The organism is Shewanella sp. 8A, from assembly GCF_023475945.1.
GTDB lineage: Bacteria > Pseudomonadota > Gammaproteobacteria > Enterobacterales > Shewanellaceae > Shewanella > Shewanella xiamenensis.
In genome coordinates this window covers 145,499-167,936 of record NZ_JAMDJP010000007.1, presented here as the reverse complement: position 1 = coordinate 167,936, position 22,438 = coordinate 145,499, and the positions used below count along the sequence as shown (strand labels likewise).

At 45.6% G+C, this 22,438-nt stretch carries 21 protein-coding genes; 18 read left to right on the top strand and 3 right to left on the bottom strand.

What is annotated here, in order from left to right:
* Positions 1 to 84: 84 nt before the first annotated feature.
* The 6 genes from M0413_RS07680 (at position 85) to fdhD (ending at position 7,828) form a co-directional block, all read left to right on the top strand.
* On the top strand, positions 85 to 981 hold the full coding sequence (locus M0413_RS07680; RefSeq protein WP_249553687.1) for an SMP-30/gluconolactonase/LRE family protein: 897 nt from the start codon (positions 85 to 87) through the stop codon (positions 979 to 981).
* Between the two features lie 529 nt (positions 982 to 1,510).
* Entirely contained in the window at positions 1,511 to 4,528 is a 3,018-nt protein-coding gene (gene fdnG, locus M0413_RS07675) for a formate dehydrogenase-N subunit alpha (RefSeq protein WP_249553690.1), read from the top strand.
* Positions 4,529 to 4,530: 2 nt separating this feature from the next.
* Complete coding sequence (gene fdxH / locus M0413_RS07670; RefSeq protein ID WP_249553686.1) at positions 4,531 to 5,433, top strand: formate dehydrogenase subunit beta; 903 nt, start codon at positions 4,531 to 4,533, stop codon at positions 5,431 to 5,433.
* Positions 5,430 to 6,050 (top strand): formate dehydrogenase subunit gamma, encoded by a 621-nt coding sequence (locus M0413_RS07665; RefSeq protein ID WP_037418572.1) that lies wholly within the window; start codon positions 5,430 to 5,432, stop codon positions 6,048 to 6,050. Before fdxH ends, M0413_RS07665 begins: the two co-directional genes overlap by 4 nt.
* 5 nt (positions 6,051 to 6,055) lie before the next feature.
* A complete protein-coding gene (gene fdhE, locus M0413_RS07660) occupies positions 6,056 to 6,955 on the top strand; it encodes a formate dehydrogenase accessory protein FdhE (protein WP_249553685.1) in 900 nt (299 codons plus the stop codon).
* 27 nt (positions 6,956 to 6,982) lie between these two features.
* Positions 6,983 to 7,828, top strand: coding sequence for a formate dehydrogenase accessory sulfurtransferase FdhD (gene fdhD / locus M0413_RS07655; protein WP_330131205.1), 846 nt, complete (start codon positions 6,983 to 6,985; stop codon positions 7,826 to 7,828).
* Positions 7,829 to 8,161: 333 nt separating this feature from the next.
* Here the strand turns inward: fdhD and M0413_RS07650 are convergent, their stop codons facing one another.
* Both M0413_RS07650 and M0413_RS07645 read right to left on the bottom strand, forming a co-directional pair.
* Positions 8,162 to 9,457, bottom strand: coding sequence for a tyrosine-type recombinase/integrase (locus tag M0413_RS07650; RefSeq protein WP_249553684.1), 1,296 nt, complete (start codon positions 9,455 to 9,457; stop codon positions 8,162 to 8,164).
* 61 nt (positions 9,458 to 9,518) lie between these two features.
* A complete protein-coding gene (locus tag M0413_RS07645) occupies positions 9,519 to 9,737 on the bottom strand; it encodes a hypothetical protein (RefSeq protein ID WP_037430492.1) in 219 nt (72 codons plus the stop codon).
* 176 nt (positions 9,738 to 9,913) lie between these two features.
* Here M0413_RS07645 and M0413_RS07640 point away from each other — a divergent pair, with 176 nt between their 5' ends.
* Positions 9,914 to 11,491 (top strand): DUF3369 domain-containing protein, encoded by a 1,578-nt coding sequence (locus M0413_RS07640; protein ID WP_055647957.1) that lies wholly within the window; start codon positions 9,914 to 9,916, stop codon positions 11,489 to 11,491.
* Between the two features lie 108 nt (positions 11,492 to 11,599).
* Here M0413_RS07640 and M0413_RS07635 read toward each other — a convergent pair whose 3' ends face one another.
* Positions 11,600 to 12,085 (bottom strand): hypothetical protein, encoded by a 486-nt coding sequence (locus M0413_RS07635; protein ID WP_249553682.1) that lies wholly within the window; start codon positions 12,083 to 12,085, stop codon positions 11,600 to 11,602.
* Between the two features lie 223 nt (positions 12,086 to 12,308).
* On the opposite strand from M0413_RS07635, the gene ccoN reads away from it, so the two are divergent.
* From ccoN to ttcA, 11 genes are all read left to right on the top strand, one after another.
* Entirely contained in the window at positions 12,309 to 13,745 is a 1,437-nt protein-coding gene (gene ccoN / locus M0413_RS07630; protein ID WP_011072351.1) for a cytochrome-c oxidase, cbb3-type subunit I, read from the top strand.
* A 12-nt stretch (positions 13,746 to 13,757) separates the two neighbouring features.
* On the top strand, positions 13,758 to 14,384 hold the full coding sequence (gene ccoO / locus M0413_RS07625) for a cytochrome-c oxidase, cbb3-type subunit II (RefSeq protein WP_023265294.1): 627 nt from the start codon (positions 13,758 to 13,760) through the stop codon (positions 14,382 to 14,384).
* 11 nt (positions 14,385 to 14,395) lie between these two features.
* Positions 14,396 to 14,572: a CcoQ/FixQ family Cbb3-type cytochrome c oxidase assembly chaperone gene (locus tag M0413_RS07620; protein WP_011072349.1), complete on the top strand. Its 177-nt coding sequence runs from the start codon at positions 14,396 to 14,398 to the stop codon at positions 14,570 to 14,572.
* Positions 14,572 to 15,540 carry a cytochrome-c oxidase, cbb3-type subunit III gene (ccoP, locus tag M0413_RS07615; protein ID WP_037430481.1) on the top strand — a complete coding sequence of 323 codons (969 nt, stop codon included), beginning with the start codon at positions 14,572 to 14,574 and terminating at the stop codon, positions 15,538 to 15,540. Before M0413_RS07620 ends, ccoP begins: the two co-directional genes overlap by 1 nt.
* Positions 15,541 to 15,650: 110 nt before the next feature.
* Positions 15,651 to 16,130 (top strand): FixH family protein, encoded by a 480-nt coding sequence (locus tag M0413_RS07610; RefSeq protein WP_055647955.1) that lies wholly within the window; start codon positions 15,651 to 15,653, stop codon positions 16,128 to 16,130.
* 22 nt (positions 16,131 to 16,152) lie between these two features.
* Entirely contained in the window at positions 16,153 to 18,552 is a 2,400-nt protein-coding gene (locus tag M0413_RS07605) for a heavy metal translocating P-type ATPase (protein WP_249553680.1), read from the top strand.
* A 20-nt stretch (positions 18,553 to 18,572) separates the two neighbouring features.
* Positions 18,573 to 18,776 carry a cbb3-type cytochrome oxidase assembly protein CcoS gene (ccoS, locus tag M0413_RS07600; protein ID WP_037418545.1) on the top strand — a complete coding sequence of 68 codons (204 nt, stop codon included), beginning with the start codon at positions 18,573 to 18,575 and terminating at the stop codon, positions 18,774 to 18,776.
* A gap of 8 nt (positions 18,777 to 18,784) precedes the next feature.
* Positions 18,785 to 19,477: a sulfite exporter TauE/SafE family protein gene (locus M0413_RS07595; protein WP_069455442.1), complete on the top strand. Its 693-nt coding sequence runs from the start codon at positions 18,785 to 18,787 to the stop codon at positions 19,475 to 19,477.
* Between the two features lie 55 nt (positions 19,478 to 19,532).
* A complete protein-coding gene (etrA, locus tag M0413_RS07590; RefSeq protein WP_037418542.1) occupies positions 19,533 to 20,285 on the top strand; it encodes an electron transport transcriptional regulator EtrA in 753 nt (250 codons plus the stop codon).
* A gap of 126 nt (positions 20,286 to 20,411) precedes the next feature.
* Complete coding sequence (uspE, locus tag M0413_RS07585; RefSeq protein WP_037418539.1) at positions 20,412 to 21,344, top strand: universal stress protein UspE; 933 nt, start codon at positions 20,412 to 20,414, stop codon at positions 21,342 to 21,344.
* Positions 21,345 to 21,421: 77 nt separating this feature from the next.
* Positions 21,422 to 22,390 (top strand): tRNA 2-thiocytidine(32) synthetase TtcA, encoded by a 969-nt coding sequence (gene ttcA, locus M0413_RS07580; protein ID WP_249553678.1) that lies wholly within the window; start codon positions 21,422 to 21,424, stop codon positions 22,388 to 22,390.
* Positions 22,391 to 22,438: the final 48 nt, after the last annotated feature.

Sequence of the window (22,438 nt, the reverse complement as noted above, 5' to 3'; positions counted from 1 at the left end):
TTCACTTTTTTACCCTTGCTTCATCCCATAAGTTGTTTAAGATTAAGCCTTTCTTGATTACAGAGTTTATTTCTGAGTAACGCAATGCAAACGGTCACGGTTGGCGAGCTGTTGATGACGATCCCAGTAGGAAACCTCCTTGGAGAAGGCGTATTATGGGATGAATTACACCAATCCATTTGGTGGACCGACATTCTCTCCTCTGTGATTTATCGTTTTACTCTCGCCACCTGCACACTAGATACTTTCTCCATGCCGCACCGCGTCGGCTCCTTTGGCCTCACTGCAAAGCCTACAACACTGATCGTCGCATTCGATATCGGTATTGCGACTTATAATATTGAAGATCAAAGCCTGACATGGTTGGCGCAGCCAGAATCTCATTTTGCCGGCAATCGCTTTAATGATGGTCGCATCGATAGGCAAGGGCGTTTTTGGGCGGGCACTATGGTTGAGCGGCGCGATACTTTGCAACAAACGGCAGCCCTGTATTGTCTGGATGAGAATGGGCATTGCCACCAGCGCCTCTCAAATCTCGAAATCTCCAACGGCCTATGCTGGAGCGTGGATGGGCGAACGCTCTACCATGCTGATTCGCCAAAACACCAAATCTATCAATATGATTTTGATATTGAGCAGGGGCTATTGAGTCGTAAGCGCCTCTTTGCGAGCACGAGCCATCACATTTTCCCTGATGGCGCCGATGTCGATGCGGCGGGTTATCTTTGGAATGCCCAGTGGGGCGGTGGCCAAGTGGTACGCTATCGTCCAGACGGTAAAGTCGATCTTATCCTCAAATTGCCCGTTACAAACCCAACCAGCATCGCCTTTGGCGGCGCAAAATTAGATTTACTTATCGTGACCAGTGCTAAACACTCACTTGACACATCGCAATTAGCTCAAGAGCCGCAAGCGGGGGATGTGTTTATCTATCAATTACAGGGTATTTATGGCGTAACCGCCCCACGTTTTTGCGGTTAGATCTAAGTAAACATCAGCGTTTTTAGCGCAAATTTTGTTATCAAATCCACTCACCAATCCCTTAGTCAAAAACGATTTACCGCGCTTTCAGGCAAAATCGCCGCTTATCGCCCCAATCATTTACCTTAAATTGTGATCTTGCTCAAAAAGCGGCTAATCGGTATTTTCACTCATAATTTGAGCAACTAACGCCATTTTTGTGACGCGCATCAACAATAAGATTTACGGCTATCAGAAATTGGTACAAAGTGGACAAAATGACTAATCAAAATGTCCATATCAATAAAAGAGTTAAATCCTGAGAAATGACATTATTTAAAAATATTAATTCAACAATCATAATAAAACTTACATACATCAGGATGTTATTCCATTGAAAGCTTAATGTGATTTCGATCACCTGTCGGAAATTGTCATTATTAGTCACTTTTTTATACTCGCACCTTGAGTAGGGTTAAGTTCTCTACTCAAGCATGCAGCGTATTCGCTGCAACTTGTGAGCACATAAAAGAGAGTGTGTGAAATGACAATGAATAGACGACAGTTTTTTAAACTCTGTGCTGTGGGAGCCGCGACTTCTGCTATTTCTGCACTGGGGTTGATGTCCGAAAAGGCATTTGCATCCGTCAGAGGTTTTAAATTGCTACGCGCAAAAGAGACGCGTAACAATTGTTGCTACTGCTCTGTGGGTTGTGGTTTGTTGATGTACAGCCAGAGCAGTAATGGGAAAAATGCGGAGCAGAGCATTTTTCATATCGAGGGCGATGCCGATAATCCAATTAACCGTGGAGCTCTGTGTCCTAAGGGCGCTGGCTTGGTTGACTATGTGAATAGCCCGCACCGTTTAAAATATCCTGAAGTGCGTTTACCTGGTTCGGATAAATGGCAGCGCATTAGCTGGGATGAGGCCTTTAAGCGTATCGCAAGACTTATCAAAGACGAGCGTGATGCCAATCTGGTTGAAAAAAATGCCCAGGGTCAAACCGTTAACCGCTTAGTCAGTCTAGGCATGATGACTTCATCGGCCCAAGCAAACGAAGGCTGCTACATTACCCATAAATTTGGTCGTGCCATTGGCATGTTAGGCATAGATAACATCGCCCGCGTTTGTCACGCTCCGACACCTGCTGCGATGGCGCCCACCTTTGGCCGCGGCGCTATGACTAACCACTGGGCAGATATGAAAAATACCGATCTGGCCATTGTGATGGGCGGTAACGCTGCCGAAGCGCATCCCGTCGGTTTTGGTTGGGTGACAGAAGCGATGGAGCACAACAATGCCAAGTTGATTGTGGTCGATCCGCGCTTTAACCGCAGTGCTGCCGTCGCTGATTTATATGCGCCTATTCGTTCGGGCACCGATATTGCCTTCCTACTCGGTATGATCCGCTACCTGCTCGAAACCCAGCAAATCAACCTTAACTATGTCAAAGCCTATACCAATGCCTCGTTTATCGTGCGGGAAGACTTTGAATTTAATGAAGGTTTATTCAGTGGCTACGATGAAGCTAACCATAAATACGACCAATCTACTTGGTTCTATGAGTTAGATGAAGAGGGCTACGCTAAGGTCGACCCTAGCTTAAGTCATCCTCGTTGCGTGATTAACCTGCTGAAAAAACACGTTGATCGCTACGATCCCGACACAGTTTCCAGTATCACTGGGACGCCTAAAGAAACCTATCTTGAAGTGTGTCAGCAAATTGGGGCAACCCATGTTGACCATAAAGCCGCAACCTTCCTGTATGCACTAGGTTGGACACAGCACAGCGTCGGCGCGCAAAACATCCGCACCATGGCGATGATCCAATTGCTGCTTGGCAATATGGGGATCATGGGCGGCGGCGTGAATGCGCTGCGTGGTCACTCAAACGTTCAAGGCGCAACGGACTTAGGGTTATTGTGCCAAGCCTTACCGGGTTACCTTAAATTACCTCAAGATAAAGATGTTGATTTACAAAACTATTTAGCTCATTACACTCCAAAAGCCTTAAGACCAAACCAAACCAACTATTGGCACAATTACCCAGCCTTTACCGTGTCGTTGTTAAAAGCATTCTTCGGTGAACATGCGACGGCAGAGAATGATTATGGCTATGACTGGCTGCCAAAGTGGGACCAACAGTACGATATCAACAAGCAAATCGACATGATGGTTCACGGTGAGGTCAATGGCTACTTTATCCAAGGCATCAACGCGCTTAACTCTCAGCCCGATAAACAAAAAGTGTCTAAGGGCTTATCGAATCTGAAGTTCTTAGTTGTGCTGGATGCACTTGCAAACGAAACCTCCACTTTCTGGCGCAATGCAGGTCAGTTTAACGATGTGGATACCGCCAGTATTCAAACTGAAGTCTTCCGCTTACCCACGACCTGTTTTGCTGAGGAAAGTGGTTCAATTGCCAACTCAAGCCGCTGGTTACAATGGCACTTTAAGGGCGCAAATCCACCCGGCGAAGCCATGTCTGATCCTGAAATTCTTTCTGGCATCATGCTGGAATTAAAACGTTTATACCGTGAAGAGGGTGGTCGTTTACCTGCGCCAATTGAAGCCATTAAATGGGACTATGCGGTCGAACATGAACCTAGTTCAGAGGAAATCGCGCGGGAGATGAATGGTTATGATCTCACGACCGGTAAGTTACTCAATGGTTTCTCCGAGTTAAAAGCCGATGGATCAACCTCATGTGGTGTTTGGGTTTACTCAGGCATGTGGACCGAAGCGGGCAACTTGATGGCGCGTCGCGATAATAGCGATCCATCAGGCAAAGGCATTACCCCAAATTGGTCATTCGCTTGGCCAGCAAACCGGCGCATCTTGTACAACCGCGCCTCCTGCGACGTGCAAGGTAAGCCGCGCGATCCGAGCCGTGTGCTACTCGAATACAAGGACAACAAGTGGCAGGGCATTGATGTGCCAGATTTTAATGCCAAATTGAATGCCGAAGACTCGGCCCATCCTTTCATCATGCAAGCCGATGGCGTTGGCCACTTATTTGCGCTGCGTGACTTAAAAGATGGTCCATTCCCAGAGCATTACGAGCCGTTTGAATCACCACTGGCGAGTAACCCGCTGCACCCTAAGGTCACCAGTAACCCAGTGGCGCGGATGTTCAAAGGCTTACGTGAAAGCTTTGGTACCAATGAAGAATTCCCCTATGTTGGCACCACTTACTCAATGACGGAGCACTTCAACAACTGGACCACACATTGCCACCTTGCTGCGATTACCCAGCCACAACACTTTATCGAAATCGATGAAACCTTGGCGGCGGAAAAGGGTATCAACAACGGTGATTGGGTCAAAGTGAGCTCTAAGCGCTCGCATATTGTGACTAAGGCCTATGTCACTAAACGGCTCCAACCCATGATGGTTCAGGGCAAGAAAGTCCATACCATTGGTATTCCACGCCATGGCAGCTATGAGGCCTTGACGCAGAAGAGTTATATCGTTAACGAACTGACTTCATCTGTGGGCGATGCCAATACCCAAACCCCTGAATACAAAGCATTCCTTGTGAATATTGCCAAAGCGGAGGGCTTCTAATTATGGCTTCTCAAGATATTATCCGCATCTCAGGCACCACGGACATCACCCCAGCGTCTCAAGCACGCATTGGAGCGGTCCAGCAGGTGACTAAGCTGTTTGATGCGACGAAATGTACCGGCTGTAAGGCCTGTCAGGTTGCCTGCTCCGAATGGAATGACCTTCGTGAAGATGTCGGTACTTTCCAAGGCAGTTACCAGAACCCGATGACACTGTCACCGGAAAGCTGGAACATAATGCAGTATCACGAAGTGATGGATAACAATAAGTTGCGTTGGCAATTTACCCACACTGCCTGTATGCACTGCGCCGATCCAGCCTGTTTAAAAGCCTGCTCTACCAGCGGCGCGATTGTGCAACATGCCAATGGCACAGTGGATTTTGACTCGAACAAGTGTATTGGCTGCGGCTATTGCGCCAGTGCCTGTCCTTTCAATGTGCCTAAGATCAGCGCCAAAGATAACAAAGCCTATAAGTGCACCCTGTGCTCCGATAGGCTCGCCGTTGGCCTCGAGCCTTCCTGCGTTAAAACCTGCACCGTGGGAGCACTGCGCTTTGGTACCCGCGAAGACATGTTGTTCTATGCCGAAAAACGCGTCGAGCAGTTAAAGGAACGTGGCTTCAGCAAGGCGGGACTTTATAACCCAGAGGGCGTTGGCGGTACGCATATGATGATGATCCTCCACGACATCTCGCAACCCGAAAGCTATGGCATGCCCAAGGATCCGCAAATCCCTGCGGCAACCGAATGGCGTCAAGATTGGCTCAAACCGTTGGGCACCGCAGGCTTGCTCGCAACGGCGGCGTTCGCCCTGATGCACCGCATTGCTGTAGGGCGCAACATCGTCGAGGAAGATCAGCCTGGTTATATTGATGCCGGCGTCAAAGAGGAGGAAAAGCTATGAATCATAAAGAAATGATCGTGCGTCATAAGCTCGTAGATCGCCTGTGCCACTGGACCATAGTCTTTGTTGGCCTAGTGACCTTTCTAACGGGGTTTTCGTTTTTTTATCCTTCGTTCCAGTGGCTCAGTGGCATTGTTGGCACACCACAACTGGCAAAAGTGATGCATCCATTCTTTGGAATTGCCATGTGTCTGCTGCTGGCGGTGATGTTAATCCGCTACTACCAGCACAATAAGTGGAATAAATACGATTTGCCCTGGATGAAAGCCGTGGTGTGGGTGTTACTGCAAAAAGAAGAGAACATTCCGCCCGTGGGCCACTACAACCCAGGTCAGAAAATGTTATTCCGCGCCTTTGTGGTTTTTGTACTGGCGTTTCTGATCAGCGGCATCATGATGTGGCAACCTTATTTTGCCCCCATGTTCTCGGCAGAAGCCGTCAATTGGGCCACCTTAGTCCACTCGGCCTGCGGCATATTAATGCTGTTATCCCTAGTGGTACACGTATGGATGGCCTGCTGGATTGAAGGCTCTATCACTGGGATGCTCTACGGCAAAGTCTCTAAGGCTTGGGCTCGTAAGCACCACCCAGCCATGTTAGAAGAACACGAGGAATAATAGCGATGAAGATGGCCAGCGATATCCCGTTAAGTTTTGTTGATAAATCTCCCTTAGCTTTGAAACCGCTAAAAGCAGCAGATCCTGAAAAAATTTATCAACATAGAGCACGTCGTTTAGCCCAATTAGCGCAGGATTCTCCGCTGGCGGATTATCTTAAGCTCTGCCAAATCCTAGTGTCTGCGCAGCAAAAACTGGCGGCAACGGATATGGGCCCAGCACCAATGATTGACGTTGAGGCGCCATATCCGTTGTCCCTAAGCCAAACTCAAACGGCTCAGGATTGGTTACAACCATTGCAAGCATTGCTGACAGAATTGCAATCCCAAGTGCCCGCGCATTTAGTGCCTGTTCTCCAGGAGCTACTGGAGCAATCGCCAGTCCAATTGCTCCAGTGGGGCAATCAACTGAGGCAAGGGCTGTTTAGTGCCGTACCCGCACAGTTTAGCTTATTTATTTGGGCGGGTTTGTCACTCTATTGGTCCCATTGGGCGCCCATGGTGATTGCGCGTATGGATACCAATAGGGTTAAGCAGTCCAGTTTATGCCCTGTATGCGGCAGTCATCCTGTCGCCAGCATGATTGTCGATAAACCCCGCGAAGGGCTGCGTTATCTGCATTGCAGTCTGTGCGAAACTGAGTGGCATTATGTGCGCGCCCATTGTACCTGCTGCGAACAATCCCGTGAGATGTCTATTTGGTCGTTTGACGATCATAAGGCTGCCGTACGGATTGAGAGCTGCGAGGCGTGTAAAGGATATACTAAGATGTTTTTTATCAACCGTTTGCCATTGTTAGATGCGGCAGCGGATGATATCGCATCGATGGGATTGGATGCCGAGCTCAATACAAAGGGCTATGGTGCGACAACTGTCAATCCGCTATTGCTGGCCCATGAAGCTTAGAAAACGTAGTTAACAGGAGATGCGTTGATGGTTGCTGATAATTCTTTCCCTAATTCAGTTGTTACAGCCGATGTGACTCGATTTAGCACGGCAGGGAATGTTGAACAAACTGAATTACTCGCCAATGAGGTAAGAGTGGCGTTGGTGTATAACGGATTGGCGCACACAGTCATGATGGCAAGCCCACAGGACTTGGAAGTGTTTGCGATAGGTTTTACGCTTTCGGAAAGAATTGTCTCAACCATTAATGATATAAAAGATATTGAACTTGAATATGTTTCTAATGGCGTGATCATTAAGATAGAGATTAATCAACGCTGTTTCAATGAGTTAAAGGAGCATCGCCGTAGCATGGCAGGACGCACTGGCTGTGGTCTCTGTGGTGTTGCACAGCTTAAAGATGCTGTAAAACCAGTTCAAGTCGTCGGATCCGATATCAGATTCAACATTGCACATCTCGACCCGATTTTAGTCCGAGTCAAACAACTACAACAGACTTTTGCTTTAACTGGTGCAACCCATGCTGCAATTGGTGTAAATGAAAACGGGGAGGTGATTTATCTATTTGAAGATATTGGCCGACATATCGCTTTAGATAAATTGATCGGGGCTATGTCTATACGATATGCAGCAAAACCCGCTGCGGTATTGTTAACCAGCCGCGCCAGTTTTGAAATGGTACAAAAGGCGGCAAGTGTCGGTATTCAAATTCTGTTTGCTATGTCAGCCGTGACGGCGTTGGCTACTGAGATTGCGGAGCAAAGCAATGTGACTTTAGTCGGTTTCTGCCGTGATGGTCGAGCAAATATTTATAATCATGGCTATCGACTTCAAGGAAGCCAACTGTCACAACCAGCCGTGGTCGGGCTTTAAGATTTGACCGTAGGCAAATGAAGAGATTGATTGGCAAAATCAAAAGTCGATCCAAGTAATAATAGACACCAACATCATGATATAAAACGCGATGCTATGTGAATTCTTTAGCACTATGTGGAGTAATCTCTGCAAACATTCACGTAGCAACGCGATATAAGCAATAGCATTTCTTCTTTAAACCAATAAATCCTCAATCAAGCAGAACCAGCAGAAGTGAAAGTACTTTAACGTAAATCCATAGAGAACTGTTTCTTTCTTCTATACACTATTTAACATAATATACATTGTACGCAGTTTTGTGTGAGAGGGATTTAGGGTGCCGATAACATCCTAGTTAATACCTTGCAAATGGTCTAACGGCTTATTAAAGGCGCTTTCATGTCTTTCTATTTGTGTGGTGTGTAAATACTTCGATGTGGTGTCGATACTCTCATGGCCTGCATCGGCTTGGACATGTGACAACGGTCTACGGTTAATATTAATGTCATGGGTAATCCCTGTATGTCTGATATTGTGTGCTGTGAGTTTTCTCATTTGTGCCGCGTCTTGGTGAAAGCCATCAGCTTGAGCATTATCCGCAGCAAGATTAATAATCGCTTGGATTTCTTCCCGGATTTGACGGATCCCAAGATTGGCATTCACTACACCCGCATCTCGGCCGCGACCAGCTGCTCTATGTCGAACAAATAACGGATGTGGTTCACTTTGATTTGGATAGTCAGTAAGACCTAAAAACTGTCGATATTTAACTAAGCCGTCCAGTAATGCCTTTGACATCGCCACGCTACGCTTTTTACCACCTTTACTGAGTGGAATATGAAAACTCCAAATGCCTGTCTGTGAATTTTGCCTAAATTGGCCCATTACTGGTGAATAGCCAACCCGTGCAGATACATCAGAGATGCGTAAATAGCATGAATAAATCAATGAAATCAAAAATAAACTACGTTGATGCAATTCGGGTAATGTTTCAGCCAATCGAGTAACAGTGCTCATCACATAGGACCACTGTAGTTCTGTGAAAGCCAAGTTGTTTTCATCTTCCTCGCTTTGTCTTTGATACTGCTTGTTTTGGCCAAAGCGGCTGTGATTCAACCAAATTTGCGCGGGGTTGCGCTCACAAAACTCCTCACTCATTAAGTAGCTATAAAACGAGGATAAAATAGCAATCTTGGTTTTTAATGCATTGTCGCTAAGCACATAAGGTTGAACTTGCCCTAACAGTTTCTTGCCGACAAATGGCCGCCAAAGACTATTAGGAACCCGCTCATCACGCAGTTTATCGAGTTTAAACTGTGGCACGTTAAAGTAACCAATCAGCGCTAAGGGTGGCGCCAAACAGTAATCCACATACCGACTCATATCCTTACGTAGCACCTGTGTGGGTGACATTTTGGCGACATCAAAGCACCAATGCAGGAATGTCGTGAGTTCACTCCGATAGGCTTTATAGTTGTTTTCACTGTGTTTTTGTTCAAACAACCAATCTGTTGCATGTTCCATTACTAAACCTGCATCAGGCACATCCGTTAGACTGACTTGGGTAATGTATTGATTCACCACACTGTTCCCATCTTGTATGAATTCAATTGAATCAAATAAAGGTAATACTGGAGGAAGCTGCATAATAACTTTTAAATTTAAGTGTTTAATGCATGATAATACTTAAATGCAAATGCCGATAACGTTATTTATCGGCATTAATGAGTCTTTCAATTTGCGGACAACTTGTTTGTGAACATTGCTGGCAGCCTATGCGTTTTTGGCAACAGATAAGGCAAAGTTGCCAGACTTTCCGTTTTGATTGATTATCTAGACATGAAAAATCCGCTGCACATAGACTTCCTTCACGAATGAGTTGCGCAAGTTTCTCCTCTGATATAGATAAATTGATCCTTTCTGCCATATATGCCATATAAATTCCTGCTGAGTTATCTATTTTGATAATACACAAATGATAATAGTTATCAATAACGAGCTGTTAAATTTGCGACCTTCCCCGCTGCAGAATTATTTTTACTGATTTGACAAGCTTCTACTACACTCTAACTGTGCGACATAAATTAAGTGATGAGGTCTCGGATGGTGATTGATCTTACAAAGAAAAAGCCGCTCTTTTCAGGGAAAAAAACCATAGAAACTTCTGCATTTTCTGCGCCCTGGAAAATTCTTGTTGTTGATGATGAGCCTGATGTACACACGGTCACTAAACTTGCACTTTCTCGTTTTAAACTCGATGGTCGTGCCCTCTCCTTTATTAACGCTTATAGTGCTGAACAAGCTAAAGAATTTCTTTTAAATGAACAAGATCTGGCAATTGCCTTTATTGATGTTGTTATGGAAACCGATCATGCTGGCTTGGAGTTAGTAAAGTGGATCCGTGAGGAACATAAAAACAAAACAATCCGCCTAATTTTGCGCACAGGACAGCCAGGCCAAGCTCCTGAAGAAGATGTTATCGTCAACTACGATATCAATGACTATAAGGCAAAATCTGAACTCGATTCACGCAAGTTAATGACAAGTGTCTACTCGGCACTGCGTTCTTACCGAGACATTATGGAAATCGAACAAGCAAGGCGTGCACAGCTGAATCACCGAAAAGGATTAGAGCGAGTGCTCGAGGCAACCTCAGGATTATTTGAACTCAGAACGCTCTATCGATTCGCTGATGGCTTGCTGACCCAAGTTGCAACCCTATTGAATCTCGATTCCGAAACACTGCTGCTAACCTGCAATGCCATGGATGCGATAAGCGGCCATATGGAATCTGCTGAGATTAAGATTTTGGCGGGGACGGGACAATTTGCCGAGAGTCCTGCGAACAAAGTGTTACCAATGCATATTGATAAGTTATTACGCACCGCTCTCGCACAAAAGCGTTGTTTATATGAAGATAACTGTTTCGTTGGCTATTTCCCAACGAAGAGCGGGCTTATCAACCTGCTTTATATGGATGGGATTGATAAAATCGACGATTTAGATAAAAAACTTATTGATATTTTTGCAATAAATGTGGGTATCGCCTTTGAGAACCTACTTCTAAATCAAGAGGTCGAAGATACCCAGTCTGAACTTATTCTACGTTTAGGGGATGTCGTTGAAAGTCGCTCAAAAGAGGCGGCAAACCACGTAAAACGTATGGCCGAATATTGTGCCAAACTGGCACTACTTGCTGGATTATCAGAGACCGAAGCTGAACTTTTACGCAGAGCATCGCCTATGCATGATATTGGTAAGATAGCGATCCCCGATGCTGTGTTGCTTAAGCCTGGTAAGTTAGACGATAAAGAATGGTCGGTTATGCGTCAGCACCCTACTATTGGCTACCAGATCCTCGCTAATTCCGAGCGGCCTATCCTAAAAGCCGCAGCGATTATAGCCTTGCAACATCATGAAAAGTATGATGGTTCAGGCTATCCAGCCAATTTAAGACAAGAACAAATTCACATTTTTGCCCGTATTGTTGCAATTGCAGATGTGTTCGATGCTCTTTCCCATGCACGTTGCTATAAAGCAGCTTGGCCACTGGAAGAGGTTATCGATGAAATGCGTAAAGGTGCAGGTAAACATTTTGATCCTGATTTACTCGAACTGTTTATCAATAACATCGATATTTTTGTACAGGTAAAGGAAAACTGGAAGGATCATGATGAATAGCCAAAAAAGCATTCATAATCAATCATCCACCTATGATAATCGGTCATATGAATAAGGAGCGGGAGTTAATATTGTTAACAAGCTCTTTATCCGGCGAACTGCATAAACTTAATACGGATTATCGGCAAGAAAGTCAAAAATAACGGCTTGCTCGACACCATTTCGACTAAAACTGATAAAACCACGCCACACCATATATCCACTGCTACAGGAACCGTAAATCAACTGCCCCTCATAGGTTGTTTTATCGAGTTGACGAATATTGACAGGGATAATGCCCATAAACATATCTCTACCTTCTAAACGGACCTGTAAATTATCAAGTACATTAGAAGATAATAGCTTCAATGTTAATGGTTTTTCACTTGGCGCACGATCTGGCGAAAGGCTGATGCTCAGCACTATATCCCCGACCTTTTTAATGCAATCCCCCTGAGTAAACACACAAAGAGTGGGATCTGTAGGCGGTATTTTTACCTGTTGCTCGGCTTTTTTATCACAAGCGCTAAGATTCAACGCAATTAACATGATGTAAAGCGGGAGACGTTTGCGATTAAGCACAAAAATTAACCTTGTGATGCAAGATGTTAACATTCTATGGCGTAGGTTGATCTAGATCAACTTTCCGTCCCCCTTCTTTGGTATCTTTTTTGACATGGCTCAAGTATCATTGCGAAACCTCATATTTGAGCACAAATGTGTAGGGTAACGCATTGACATGGCTTCATAACCCTTATAGGGACATGAGCTTTGTGTCATATATAACAGGTAAAGCTAGTCTTTACTAAAAGTAAAAGTAATAAGCAGTGGAAGCATTATGATGAACCATTCCCAGCCAACAGGCGCTGATTACAATTACACCATTGTCCGCCAATTCGCCTTAACCACAGTTTTGTGGGGTATTGTTGGTATGTCAGTCGGTGTTTTAATTGCGGCTCAGTTAATCTGGCCACATCTGAACTTCGATACGCCTTGGTTTACGTATAGTCGCTTGCGACCATTACACACCAATGCGGTAATTTTCGCGTTCGGAACATCAGCCCTCTTTGCAACATCCTATTATGTCGTACAACGCACCTGTCAAACCCGACTATTTGCACCTAAATTAGCTGCATTTACGTTTTGGGGATGGCAAGCCATCATTCTGTCAGCAGCCATCACTCTGCCAATGGGTTATACCAGCGGTAAAGAATATGCTGAATTAGAATGGCCAATCGATATCGCTATTACGATCGTTTGGGTATCCTATGCAATAGTGTTCTTCGGCACTATTATCAAACGAACAACATCGCATATTTACGTAGCGAACTGGTTCTTTGGTGCATTTATCATTACGGTTGCCGTGCTTCACATCGTGAACTCAATGGCCGTTCCTGTTAGCTTGTTTAAGTCATACTCTATGTACAGTGGCGCGGTCGATGCCATGGTGCAATGGTGGTATGGTCACAACGCGGTAGGCTTCCTGTTAACCGCAGGCTTCTTAGGTATGATGTACTACTTCGTTCCTAAGCAAGCCGGTCGTCCTGTTTACTCATATCGTCTGTCGATTGTGCACTTTTGGGCACTGATCGCACTGTACATTTGGGCAGGTCCTCACCACTTACACTACACTGCCCTGCCTGACTGGACTCAGTCTTTAGGTATGGTGATGTCACTGATCCTGTTCGCACCATCTTGGGGCGGTATGATCAACGGTATCATGACCTTATCTGGCGCATGGCACAAACTGCGTACTGACCCAGTATTGCGTTTCTTAGTGGTTTCTCTGTCTTTCTATGGTATGTCGACCTTCGAAGGTCCGATGATGGCCATCAAGACAGTTAACGCTTTATCTCATTACACAGATTGGACAGTAGGTCACGTTCACTCCGGCGCGCTAGGCTGGGTTGCAATGGTATCTATCGGTTCTCTGTATCACTTGATTCCAGTACTGTTCGGCCATGGCCGTATGTACAGCATCAAGTTAGTTAACGTGCATTTCTGGTTAGCGACAATCGGTACTGTTCTTTACATCGTGTCTATGTGGATTTCGGGTGTAATGCAGGGTCTGATGTGGCGTGCAGTTAACGCTGACGGTACTTTGACTTATAGCTTTGTTGAAAGTCTGGAAGCTTCTTATCCTTTCTACTTCGTACGTTTCCTCGGCGGTTGTTTCTTCTTAACCGGTATGCTGATCATGGCATACAACGTGATCCGTACTGTGAAAGCCTCTAAAGATTCATTGCCAGCACTGGCTGAAGCAAAAGCGGCTTAAGGAGCAAACTCGATGAAATTTAATCATGAGATAGTTGAAAAAAACATCGGTTTGTTAGCGATATTCACTGTTATCGCTATCAGCTTCGGTAGCTTGGTTGAAATCACGCCGCTGATTTTCCAAAAAGATACCACTGAGCCTGTTGAAGGTTTGAAACCCTACACTGCCCTGCAACTTGAAGGCCGTGACATTTATGTGCGTGAAGGTTGCTACAACTGTCACAGCCAGATGATCCGTCCTTTACGTGCAGAGACTGAACGTTACGGTCACTACTCTGTTGCCGGTGAGTCTGTTTGGGATCACCCATTCCAATGGGGTTCTAAGCGTACTGGTCCAGACTTGGCCCGTGTTGGCGGTCGCTACAGCGATAAATGGCATGAAGTTCACTTAATCGATCCTCGTGCTGTGGTCCCTCAATCGAATATGCCAGCCTTCCCATGGCTTGCCGAAAACAAGTTAGACGGCAAGTTAACCGGCGACAAGATGACTATTCTGCGTAACATGCACAAAGGCGGTTACAAAGGTAAGGATCTTTACACCGATGAAGAAATTGCAGGCGCGCAGAAAGCTGTTGAAGGTAAGACAGAGCTGGAAGCCTTGATTGCATATCTTCAGTCTTTGGGTCACGCACTCAAATAAGGAGGCAGTATATGGATTACGGCACATTACAAGGTATTTTAACCATCATTGTGATGCTGACCTTCGTCGGTATATTTGCTTGGGCATATAGCTCGCGTCGTCAAAAATCCTTTGATGAAGCAGCGAATCTTGTGTTTTCCGATGAGGAAATCAGCAAGGAATCGAAGGACTCAGGAGAGAATAAGTGATGAGTAGCTTCTGGAGTATTTGGATTAGCGTACTCTCGTTAATTGTGATCGCAGGATGTTTTCTGTTGCTACGTGTGTGTTCAAAGAACACCACCGATGTCAAAGAAGGCGAATCCATGGGTCACAGTTTCGATGGTATCGAAGAACTCAATAACCCACTGCCAAAATGGTGGAGTTATATGTTCTATATCACTATCGTGTTTGGCCTAGTGTACTTAGCCCTGTTCCCAGGTTTAGGTAACTACAAAGGTCTACTGAACTGGACCAGCTCTAACCAAAGCATTGGTACAGAGAAAGGTATTAAAGCCGATTCTGTAGCCGCGATTGAGCTGGCGGCAAAAGAAGGCATGTACGTTCAGTACGACCAAGAAGTTAAACACGCTAACGAAAAATATGGCCCAATCTTCGCGGCTTACTTGGCAACACCACTCGAAGAGTTAGTGAAAAACCAAGAAGCGTTGAAAGTGGGCGGCCGTTTGTTCCTACAAAACTGCGCGCAGTGCCACGGCTCTGACGCACGTGGTAGCAAAGGCTTCCCTAACCTGACCGACAGTGATTGGTTATACGGTGGCGATTTAGCCACGATTAAAACCACCATCATGAGCGGTCGTCATGGCATGATGCCACCAAAAGGTGGTTTGCCAATCGACGATAGCGAAATTGCTGGTCTAGCCGAGTATGTGGTTAAGTTATCTGGTCGTGAACACGACGAGAAACTCGCAGCTCTTGGTCAAGGTTCATTCATGAAAGGTTGTTTTGCGTGTCACGGTATGGACGCAAAAGGCAATAAACTCATGGGCGCACCTAACTTAACTGACGATGTTTGGTTATATGGCGGTAGCCGTGGTGTGATCGAAGAAACGATCAAACACGGCCGTGCAGGCGTGATGCCAGCATGGAAAGACGTTCTCGGTGAAGAGAAAGTCCACGTGATCGCAGCTTATGTTTATAGCTTGTCAAACAAGTAATTAGATATGAGTAACACTAAGGCCTCGATAACGTCGAGGCCTTTTTTTTAAAGTGCTAAAGCCACCTTTTAACGGTAAAATGGCGCAAATTTTTATAATGGGTATTTAACATGAGCGAACAACAACCCTGGTATAAGCAGTTTTGGCCTTGGTTTTTAATTATTCTTCCTTTATGTGCCGTCGTCGCAAGTTTTACCACGCTAAAAATTGCCCTCTCAAACTCTGACTCTCTGGTTGCCGAGGATTATTACAAAGAAGGCAAAGCCATCAACATGGACTTGAGTAAAGTCAAATATGCCAAGCAGCTTGGCATGCAATGGCAACTTGAACAGAATAACCATGAACTCCTATTCACTCAGCACGGCGGCCCAGCCTATCAAGCTGCGTTGAAAGTCGAATTTTATCACCCAACGATTGCCGAAAGAGATATTAAGGCCACTGTCACCGCCGATGCCAATCATGTGTATCGCATTACTCTGCCCGATGTGTTAACGGGCGCTTGGGAAGTTCGCCTCGAAGGTTTTGACGGTAAATGGCGTATTCATCAACGTGTCGAATTAAAAGACAGCGTCCAATTGTGGTTGAACTGACGGTGGTTGAATAAGTATTGCTATGACACATCCAAGTTGTTTTCACTGTAATGAACCTGTACTCACCGGCACGCAGTTTGTCACTCGCATTAATGATCGCGATGAACTCATGTGTTGCCCAGGCTGCCAAGCGGTATCCCAAGCCATTGTTGATGCAGGCTTATTAAGCTATTACAAGTTTAGAACTGAGCCAGGTAATAAACAGACGGCCCTTGTGCCTGATGAATTAAATCAGTTTAGTGCCTATGACTTGCCCGAGGTACAGCAGGACTTTGTCCACTCAGTGGAGAATAGCGACTCAGTGTCGCTGTCCATTGATGGCATTACCTGCGCGGCCTGCGCTTGGTTAATTGAACATAAAGTGAAGCAACTGCCTGGCGTAAGCCAAGTGATGGTCAACTCCACCACCCAAAGGGCGCTGATTAGCTGGGATAAACAACAAGTTAAACTCAGTGATATTTTGGGGCAAATTAGCCGTATCGGTTATCAAGCTGCGCCCTATCAAGTGGATGAACAAGAACTGACCGCCAAGCAAAATAGCCGTAAATTCTTACTGCGTTTAGGTTTAGCGGGCTTTGCCACCATGCAAGTGATGATGTTCGCCCTCGCCCTCTATACCGGTTACTTTACCGATTTGGATGTGCAATATCGGGATTATTTCCGCTGGGTGAGCATGATTTTCGCCACGCCCGTGGTGCTCTATTCGGCGCAGCCCTTCTATTTTAGCGCGATTCGCACCCTGCTCAGTGGCAAACTCAATATGGACGTATCGGTCTCTATCGCCATTGGCGGCGCCTATATCGCCAGTTGCTTTGCGACCGTTAACGGCACGGGCGAAGTCTATTTTGAATCCGTTTCCATGTTTACCTTCTTCCTGCTGCTGGGACGTTATTTCGAGCAGAAGGCAAGACAAAAAGCTTCCGTTAGCTCCAGTAATCTTCACAAGTTAGTGCCGTTAACGGCACATCTGGTCACGGCGCAGGGGCAAGAAGAAATCCCCGCTAAAAAATTATGTCTTGGGGATATTATCCTTATTAAACCCGGTGAAATGGTCGCCGCCGATGGAATCGTGGTTGACGGCCACACTAGCATCAATGAAGCCATGCTCACCGGTGAGCAAATGCCGATTGAAAAGCCCGTCGATAGCCAAGTATTTGCTGGCACCATTAACCTAGACCAACCCATTAAGGTAAAAGTCACCGCTCTTGGGCAAGACCAATTGGTTGCTGAAATTATTCGCTTGCAGGAATTAGCCTCAAACACTAAACCTGCCGTCGCTATGCTAGCCGATAAACTGTCGCGTTATTTCTCAGGCACTATCTTAACCATAGCGACAATCACCTATCTGGTGTGGCTACAAATCTCCCCCGAAGACGCCTTTTGGGTGACCTTGTCAGTATTAGTGGCCACCTGTCCTTGCGCCCTTGCGCTAGCGACGCCTACCGCAGTGACCTGCGCGACCGCGATTTTTACCCGTCTTGGGATCATTACCCGTAAGGCGGGTGTATTTGAAAAACTACCTCAAATCAGGCATGTAGTATTTGATAAAACCGGCACCCTCACCTGCGGCACGCTATCGATAGCCAAGGTGCAATGTCATGGTGATTTTAGTAAAGAACAAGTACTAGCGATTGCCGCAGCGTTAGAAACGGGCTCTCGTCATCCCATTGCTGCTGCATTTGCTGCTTATTTGACACCCGATGTCGTCGCAAATCAGGTTCACCATGAAGTGGGTTTTGGGGTTAAAGGCATTATCAATGGCGCTGAATATCGCATTGGGAATGCTCACTTTACTGGCGCAATAGTCAATCCTGAGTTTATCAATCAACAGATTTGGCTTGCTCGTGCCAGTGATGACCAACTAAAGGTTATCGCCACTATTGAGATCAAAGACAATATTCGTATCGATAGCAAAGAAACTGTCGACATACTGAAGCAACAAGGTTGCAAGGTCAGTATCGCCAGCGGGGATAGCTCTGGGCATGTGCATCAATTGGCAAAAGAGCTCGGCATTACGGATGTACACAGTGGACTCACACCGGCCGATAAACTCTCGCTAGTGAATAAGTTACAGCAATCCAATTCTGTGGTGATGTTCGGTGATGGCATAAATGACGCTCCTGTACTCGCTGGCGCCGATTTATCCGTGGCCATGGGCAGCGGTAGTGCAATTGCCAAAAACAGTGCCGATCTTATTTTGCTTGGCGATCACCTCTCCCGCTTCACCCAAGCGGTGAGGGTTGCTAAACTGACCACACAAATTATTCGCCAAAATCTCGCTTGGGCATTAGGTTACAACGCGCTCATTTTACCTTTAGCGGTAACCGGCCATGTTGCACCTTATATTGCCGCTATCGGCATGTCGACAAGCTCACTGATTGTTGTGGGTAACAGTTTGAGATTATTACGAATTAAAATATAACAATAAAATAGGCTTAGCTAATGAGCATCATTTATGTACTTATCCCTATTGCGATGATCTTTGTGTTGATCGCTGTAGCCGTGTTCTTTTGGGCGGTAAAATCCGAACAATTCGATGATTTAGACCGCCAAAGTGTCTCAATTCTATTCGATGAAGATGCCGACAAACCTAATCCTGCGAGCATCAAGCAACAGGAATCTCAAGACAAAGGCATGCCTCAGTGACTGGCACTGTGATTGAATACAATGTAATGGGTGCGTTTCTCGTTGGTCTAATGGGAGCCGCTCACTGCTTTGGCATGTGCGGTGGCCTTGTTGGCGCCTTTTCCTCTCAGCTTGCTAATCCTAAGCAAGGAAACCACTTAGCCCATCAACTCACTTACTTATTAAGTTATAACCTTGGCCGGATTGTCAGTTATACCCTCGCGGGCGCTTTAGTCGGCGGTTCATCTGCCATGCTTGGGCACTTATTTGAGCTAGATAGCTACCTATTAATTCTCCGGATCATCGCCGGCGTCATGATGATTGCAACCGGGCTTTACATTGCAAAAATTTGGATCGGAATAGTACAAATTGAACGCCTTGGTCAGATTTTGTGGCGTTATTTGAAACCCATAGCACAACGTCTGGTGCCAATCACTACGCCAATGCAAGCCATCACCGCGGGATTGATATGGGGATGGCTGCCCTGCGGACTGGTATATAGCACCTTAACTTGGTCTGTAGCGGCAGGTTCTGCCAGTCAAGGCGCCTTGATTATGCTGGCATTTGGTTTGGGTACACTCCCTGCACTACTCAGTGCAGGATTGGCGGCCAAACGCTTAGCCAATTGGGTGCAGCAAAAAACCGTTAGATTATTGAGTGGCTTACTTTTAATTGCCTTTGGTGCACAAACTTTATATATCGCCCTGTCGCAGCTAAACTAGCCCAAGCGAATGAATTGGTTTAACATGGCTGCAGTGGATTAACTTGAGAACCGACATGACAATAGAGCAGAATAAAAACCGTCGTCCCGCCGCCAGTGGGTGCGCAATTCATTGTCACGATTGCAGTATGGGAACCCTTTGTATCCCATTCACCCTCAATGCAAATGAACTCGATCAACTCGATGACATTATTGAGCGTAAGAAACCTATTCAAAAAGGCGAACAGATTTTTAAATCAGGTGATCCTTTAAAATCACTCTTTGCGATCCGCTCAGGCACCATAAAAAGTTACACTATCACCGAACAAGGCGATGAACAGATCACTGGCTTTCATTTAGCGGGAGATGTCATTGGTTTTGATGGTATTCATGCACAATCTCATCAAAGTTTTGCACAAGCCTTAGAAACTTCCATGGTGTGTGAAATACCCTTCAATATTCTCGATGAACTTTCAGGCACAATGCCTAAATTACGCCAACAAATCATGCGCTTAATGAGTAATGAAATCATGAGCGATCAAGAAATGATTTTGCTGCTCAGTAAGAAAAATGCAGAAGAACGCCTCGCTGCATTTATCAGTAATCTCGCTAACCGCTTTGGTAATCGAGGTTTTTCTGCCAAAGAATTTCGCTTGACCATGACACGTGGGGATATTGGTAATTACTTAGGCCTTACCGTTGAAACCATCAGTCGCTTGTTAGGCCGCTTCCAAAAATCTGGGTTAATCGAAGTAAAAGGTAAGTACATCATTATCGTTGATTATAATGAACTTAATCTTCTAGCGGGTAATGCCAGAATTGCCAGATAAGCTTCATCATTAATCATGCGTTTTTGGCGCTAGGCACTGGTTTTCAAAAGAGTTTTGATCTAGAACAATACAGATAATTGCCAAAGGCTCATGATGAATATGAGCCTATGACTAAAGGAACAAGTTATGAAGGATTATCAAAAAATACTGGTCGTTGTCGATCCTACGACAGAACATCAAGTGGCACTCGCTCGAGCGGTTACCTTAGCCAGTAAAAGTAACGCCCATGTGACCGTGTTTCTTTCGATTTTTGACTTCTCCTATGAAATGACATCGATTCTATCGAGCCAAGAGCGCGAAGCCATGCGCCAAGGTGTGATTGATCAACGTTTAGCTTGGATACAAGATCTGCTGTCAGCCTATAACCACCTACAACTGAATATTGATACGCAAGTTATTTGGCACAACCGCCCCTTTGAAAGCATTATTAACCATGCCATTGCAGGGCAATATGATCTGATTGTTAAAGGCACCCATGCTCATGATAAATTAAAAGCGGTGATCTTTACTCCGACGGATTGGCATTTAATGCGTAAAGCCCCTGTTCCTGTATTAATGGTCAAAGATCATGATTGGCCTGAAACCGGTAAAATTCTCTGTGCGGTAAATGTGGCAACTGAGGATACCGATCATCAAATGCTTAATGGCAAAATTATTGAACATGCGAAGGATTTAGCCGCAAAATTTGCCGCCGAAGTTCACTTAGTCAATGGCTATCCTGGTACACCGGTAAATCTTGCCATTGAACTCCCCGATTTTGATGCACAAACCTACAACGACACCATTCGCCTACAACACGAACAAAGAGTGCAATACCTGGCTAATGCCTATGGTATCGATACACTCCATTGCCATGTGAGGGAAGGATTACCAGAGGATGTGATCCCAGAGCTTGCTGAGCAGCTCGATGCTGAATTAGTTATTTTAGGTACAGTCGGTCGTACGGGCTTTTCAGCAGCACTCATTGGCAACACAGCAGAACATGTTATCGATAGCATCAATTGTGATTTATTAGCTATCAAACCTGATGGTTATAAATCACCGCTTGAAGAGGCGTAACGCACGCCGCTCTTTACCCCGCCGTCGATAGCTGGAATAATACGCGCCCTGAAACTGAGTTACTGGGCGCTTTTTTTATGTTGGAAGCTATGTCTGAAGTTACGGCGAGTCAAATGCCTGAAGAATTATCAAAAAAACAAATTACCCGTCTGAATAAATTACAGAAGCGTCTGCGTCGTGAAGTGGGTAGTGCTATCGCCGACTACAACATGATTGAAGATGGTGACCGAGTCATGTGCTGCCTAAGTGGCGGTAAAGACAGCTATGCTATGCTGGATATTCTGCTCAATCTACAACAGCGCGCGCCTGTACAGTTCGAAATTATTGCCGTTAATTTAGATCAAAAGCAGCCAGGTTTCCCTGAAGATATACTGCCTGCCTATCTAGATAGCCTTAATATTCCCTATCACATTCTTGAAAAAGACACTTACTCGATTGTGAAGGAGAAAATTCCTGAAGGCAAAACCACTTGCTCACTGTGCTCTCGCCTGCGTCGTGGCACTCTCTATGGTTTTGCGCAACGAATTGGCGCAACCAAGATAGCTCTCGGTCATCACAGAGACGATATTATTGAAACGCTATTCCTCAATATGTTTTATGGCGGCAAGATGAAAGCCATGCCACCTAAGTTGCTCTCGGACGATGGCGCAAACGTGGTTATTCGCCCACTTGCGTACTGTCGTGAAAAGGATTTGGAAGAATACGCACAGCTTAAAAAATTCCCCATTATTCCTTGTAATCTCTGTGGCTCTCAAGAAAACCTCAAGCGTCAAGCGGTTAAAGACATGCTCAATCAGTGGGATAGACTATATCCTGGCCGTATTGAAACCATTTTCACTGCTATGCAAAATACTGCACCTTCACAGGGTGTTGACCGTGACCAATTTGACTTTATCTCGTTGAAACGCGATCCCAACGCGCCGATGAAGGGGGATGTGGCCGAAGCCGAACTGCCCGCCTTTGATTTTCTCGATATTGCTAACAACGGCCATATCGATTTAGATGCGGCAAAACGCATCAATATCGTCAACGTGTACGAAGGGTAAATACGACAAGCATAAAAAAGCCCACTTACGTGGGCTTTATTATAGCTT

Excerpts from the sequence above, each read along its gene's own strand:
- ccoP (WP_037430481.1), top strand. The coding sequence starts at position 14,572 with ATGAGTAGCTTCTGGAGTATTTGGATTAGCGTACTCTCGTTAATTGTG.
- M0413_RS07645 (WP_037430492.1), bottom strand. The coding sequence starts at position 9,737 with ATGGCAGAAAGGATCAATTTATCTATATCAGAGGAGAAACTTGCGCAA.
- M0413_RS07640 (WP_055647957.1), top strand. The coding sequence starts at position 9,914 with ATGGTGATTGATCTTACAAAGAAAAAGCCGCTCTTTTCAGGGAAAAAA.
- M0413_RS07650 (WP_249553684.1), bottom strand. The coding sequence starts at position 9,457 with ATGCAGCTTCCTCCAGTATTACCTTTATTTGATTCAATTGAATTCATA.
- etrA (WP_037418542.1), top strand. The coding sequence starts at position 19,533 with ATGACAATAGAGCAGAATAAAAACCGTCGTCCCGCCGCCAGTGGGTGC.
- ccoN (WP_011072351.1), top strand. The coding sequence starts at position 12,309 with ATGATGAACCATTCCCAGCCAACAGGCGCTGATTACAATTACACCATT.
- M0413_RS07620 (WP_011072349.1), top strand. The coding sequence starts at position 14,396 with ATGGATTACGGCACATTACAAGGTATTTTAACCATCATTGTGATGCTG.
- M0413_RS07605 (WP_249553680.1), top strand. The coding sequence starts at position 16,153 with ATGACACATCCAAGTTGTTTTCACTGTAATGAACCTGTACTCACCGGC.
- M0413_RS07610 (WP_055647955.1), top strand. The coding sequence starts at position 15,651 with ATGAGCGAACAACAACCCTGGTATAAGCAGTTTTGGCCTTGGTTTTTA.
- fdxH (WP_249553686.1), top strand. The coding sequence starts at position 4,531 with ATGGCTTCTCAAGATATTATCCGCATCTCAGGCACCACGGACATCACC.
- ccoS (WP_037418545.1), top strand. The coding sequence starts at position 18,573 with ATGAGCATCATTTATGTACTTATCCCTATTGCGATGATCTTTGTGTTG.
- M0413_RS07665 (WP_037418572.1), top strand. The coding sequence starts at position 5,430 with ATGAATCATAAAGAAATGATCGTGCGTCATAAGCTCGTAGATCGCCTG.
- fdnG (WP_249553690.1), top strand. The coding sequence starts at position 1,511 with ATGAATAGACGACAGTTTTTTAAACTCTGTGCTGTGGGAGCCGCGACT.
- uspE (WP_037418539.1), top strand. The coding sequence starts at position 20,412 with ATGAAGGATTATCAAAAAATACTGGTCGTTGTCGATCCTACGACAGAA.
- ccoO (WP_023265294.1), top strand. The coding sequence starts at position 13,758 with ATGAAATTTAATCATGAGATAGTTGAAAAAAACATCGGTTTGTTAGCG.
- fdhD (WP_330131205.1), top strand. The coding sequence starts at position 6,983 with ATGGTTGCTGATAATTCTTTCCCTAATTCAGTTGTTACAGCCGATGTG.
- fdhE (WP_249553685.1), top strand. The coding sequence starts at position 6,056 with ATGAAGATGGCCAGCGATATCCCGTTAAGTTTTGTTGATAAATCTCCC.
- M0413_RS07635 (WP_249553682.1), bottom strand. The coding sequence starts at position 12,085 with ATGTTAACATCTTGCATCACAAGGTTAATTTTTGTGCTTAATCGCAAA.
- ttcA (WP_249553678.1), top strand. The coding sequence starts at position 21,422 with ATGTTGGAAGCTATGTCTGAAGTTACGGCGAGTCAAATGCCTGAAGAA.
- M0413_RS07680 (WP_249553687.1), top strand. The coding sequence starts at position 85 with ATGCAAACGGTCACGGTTGGCGAGCTGTTGATGACGATCCCAGTAGGA.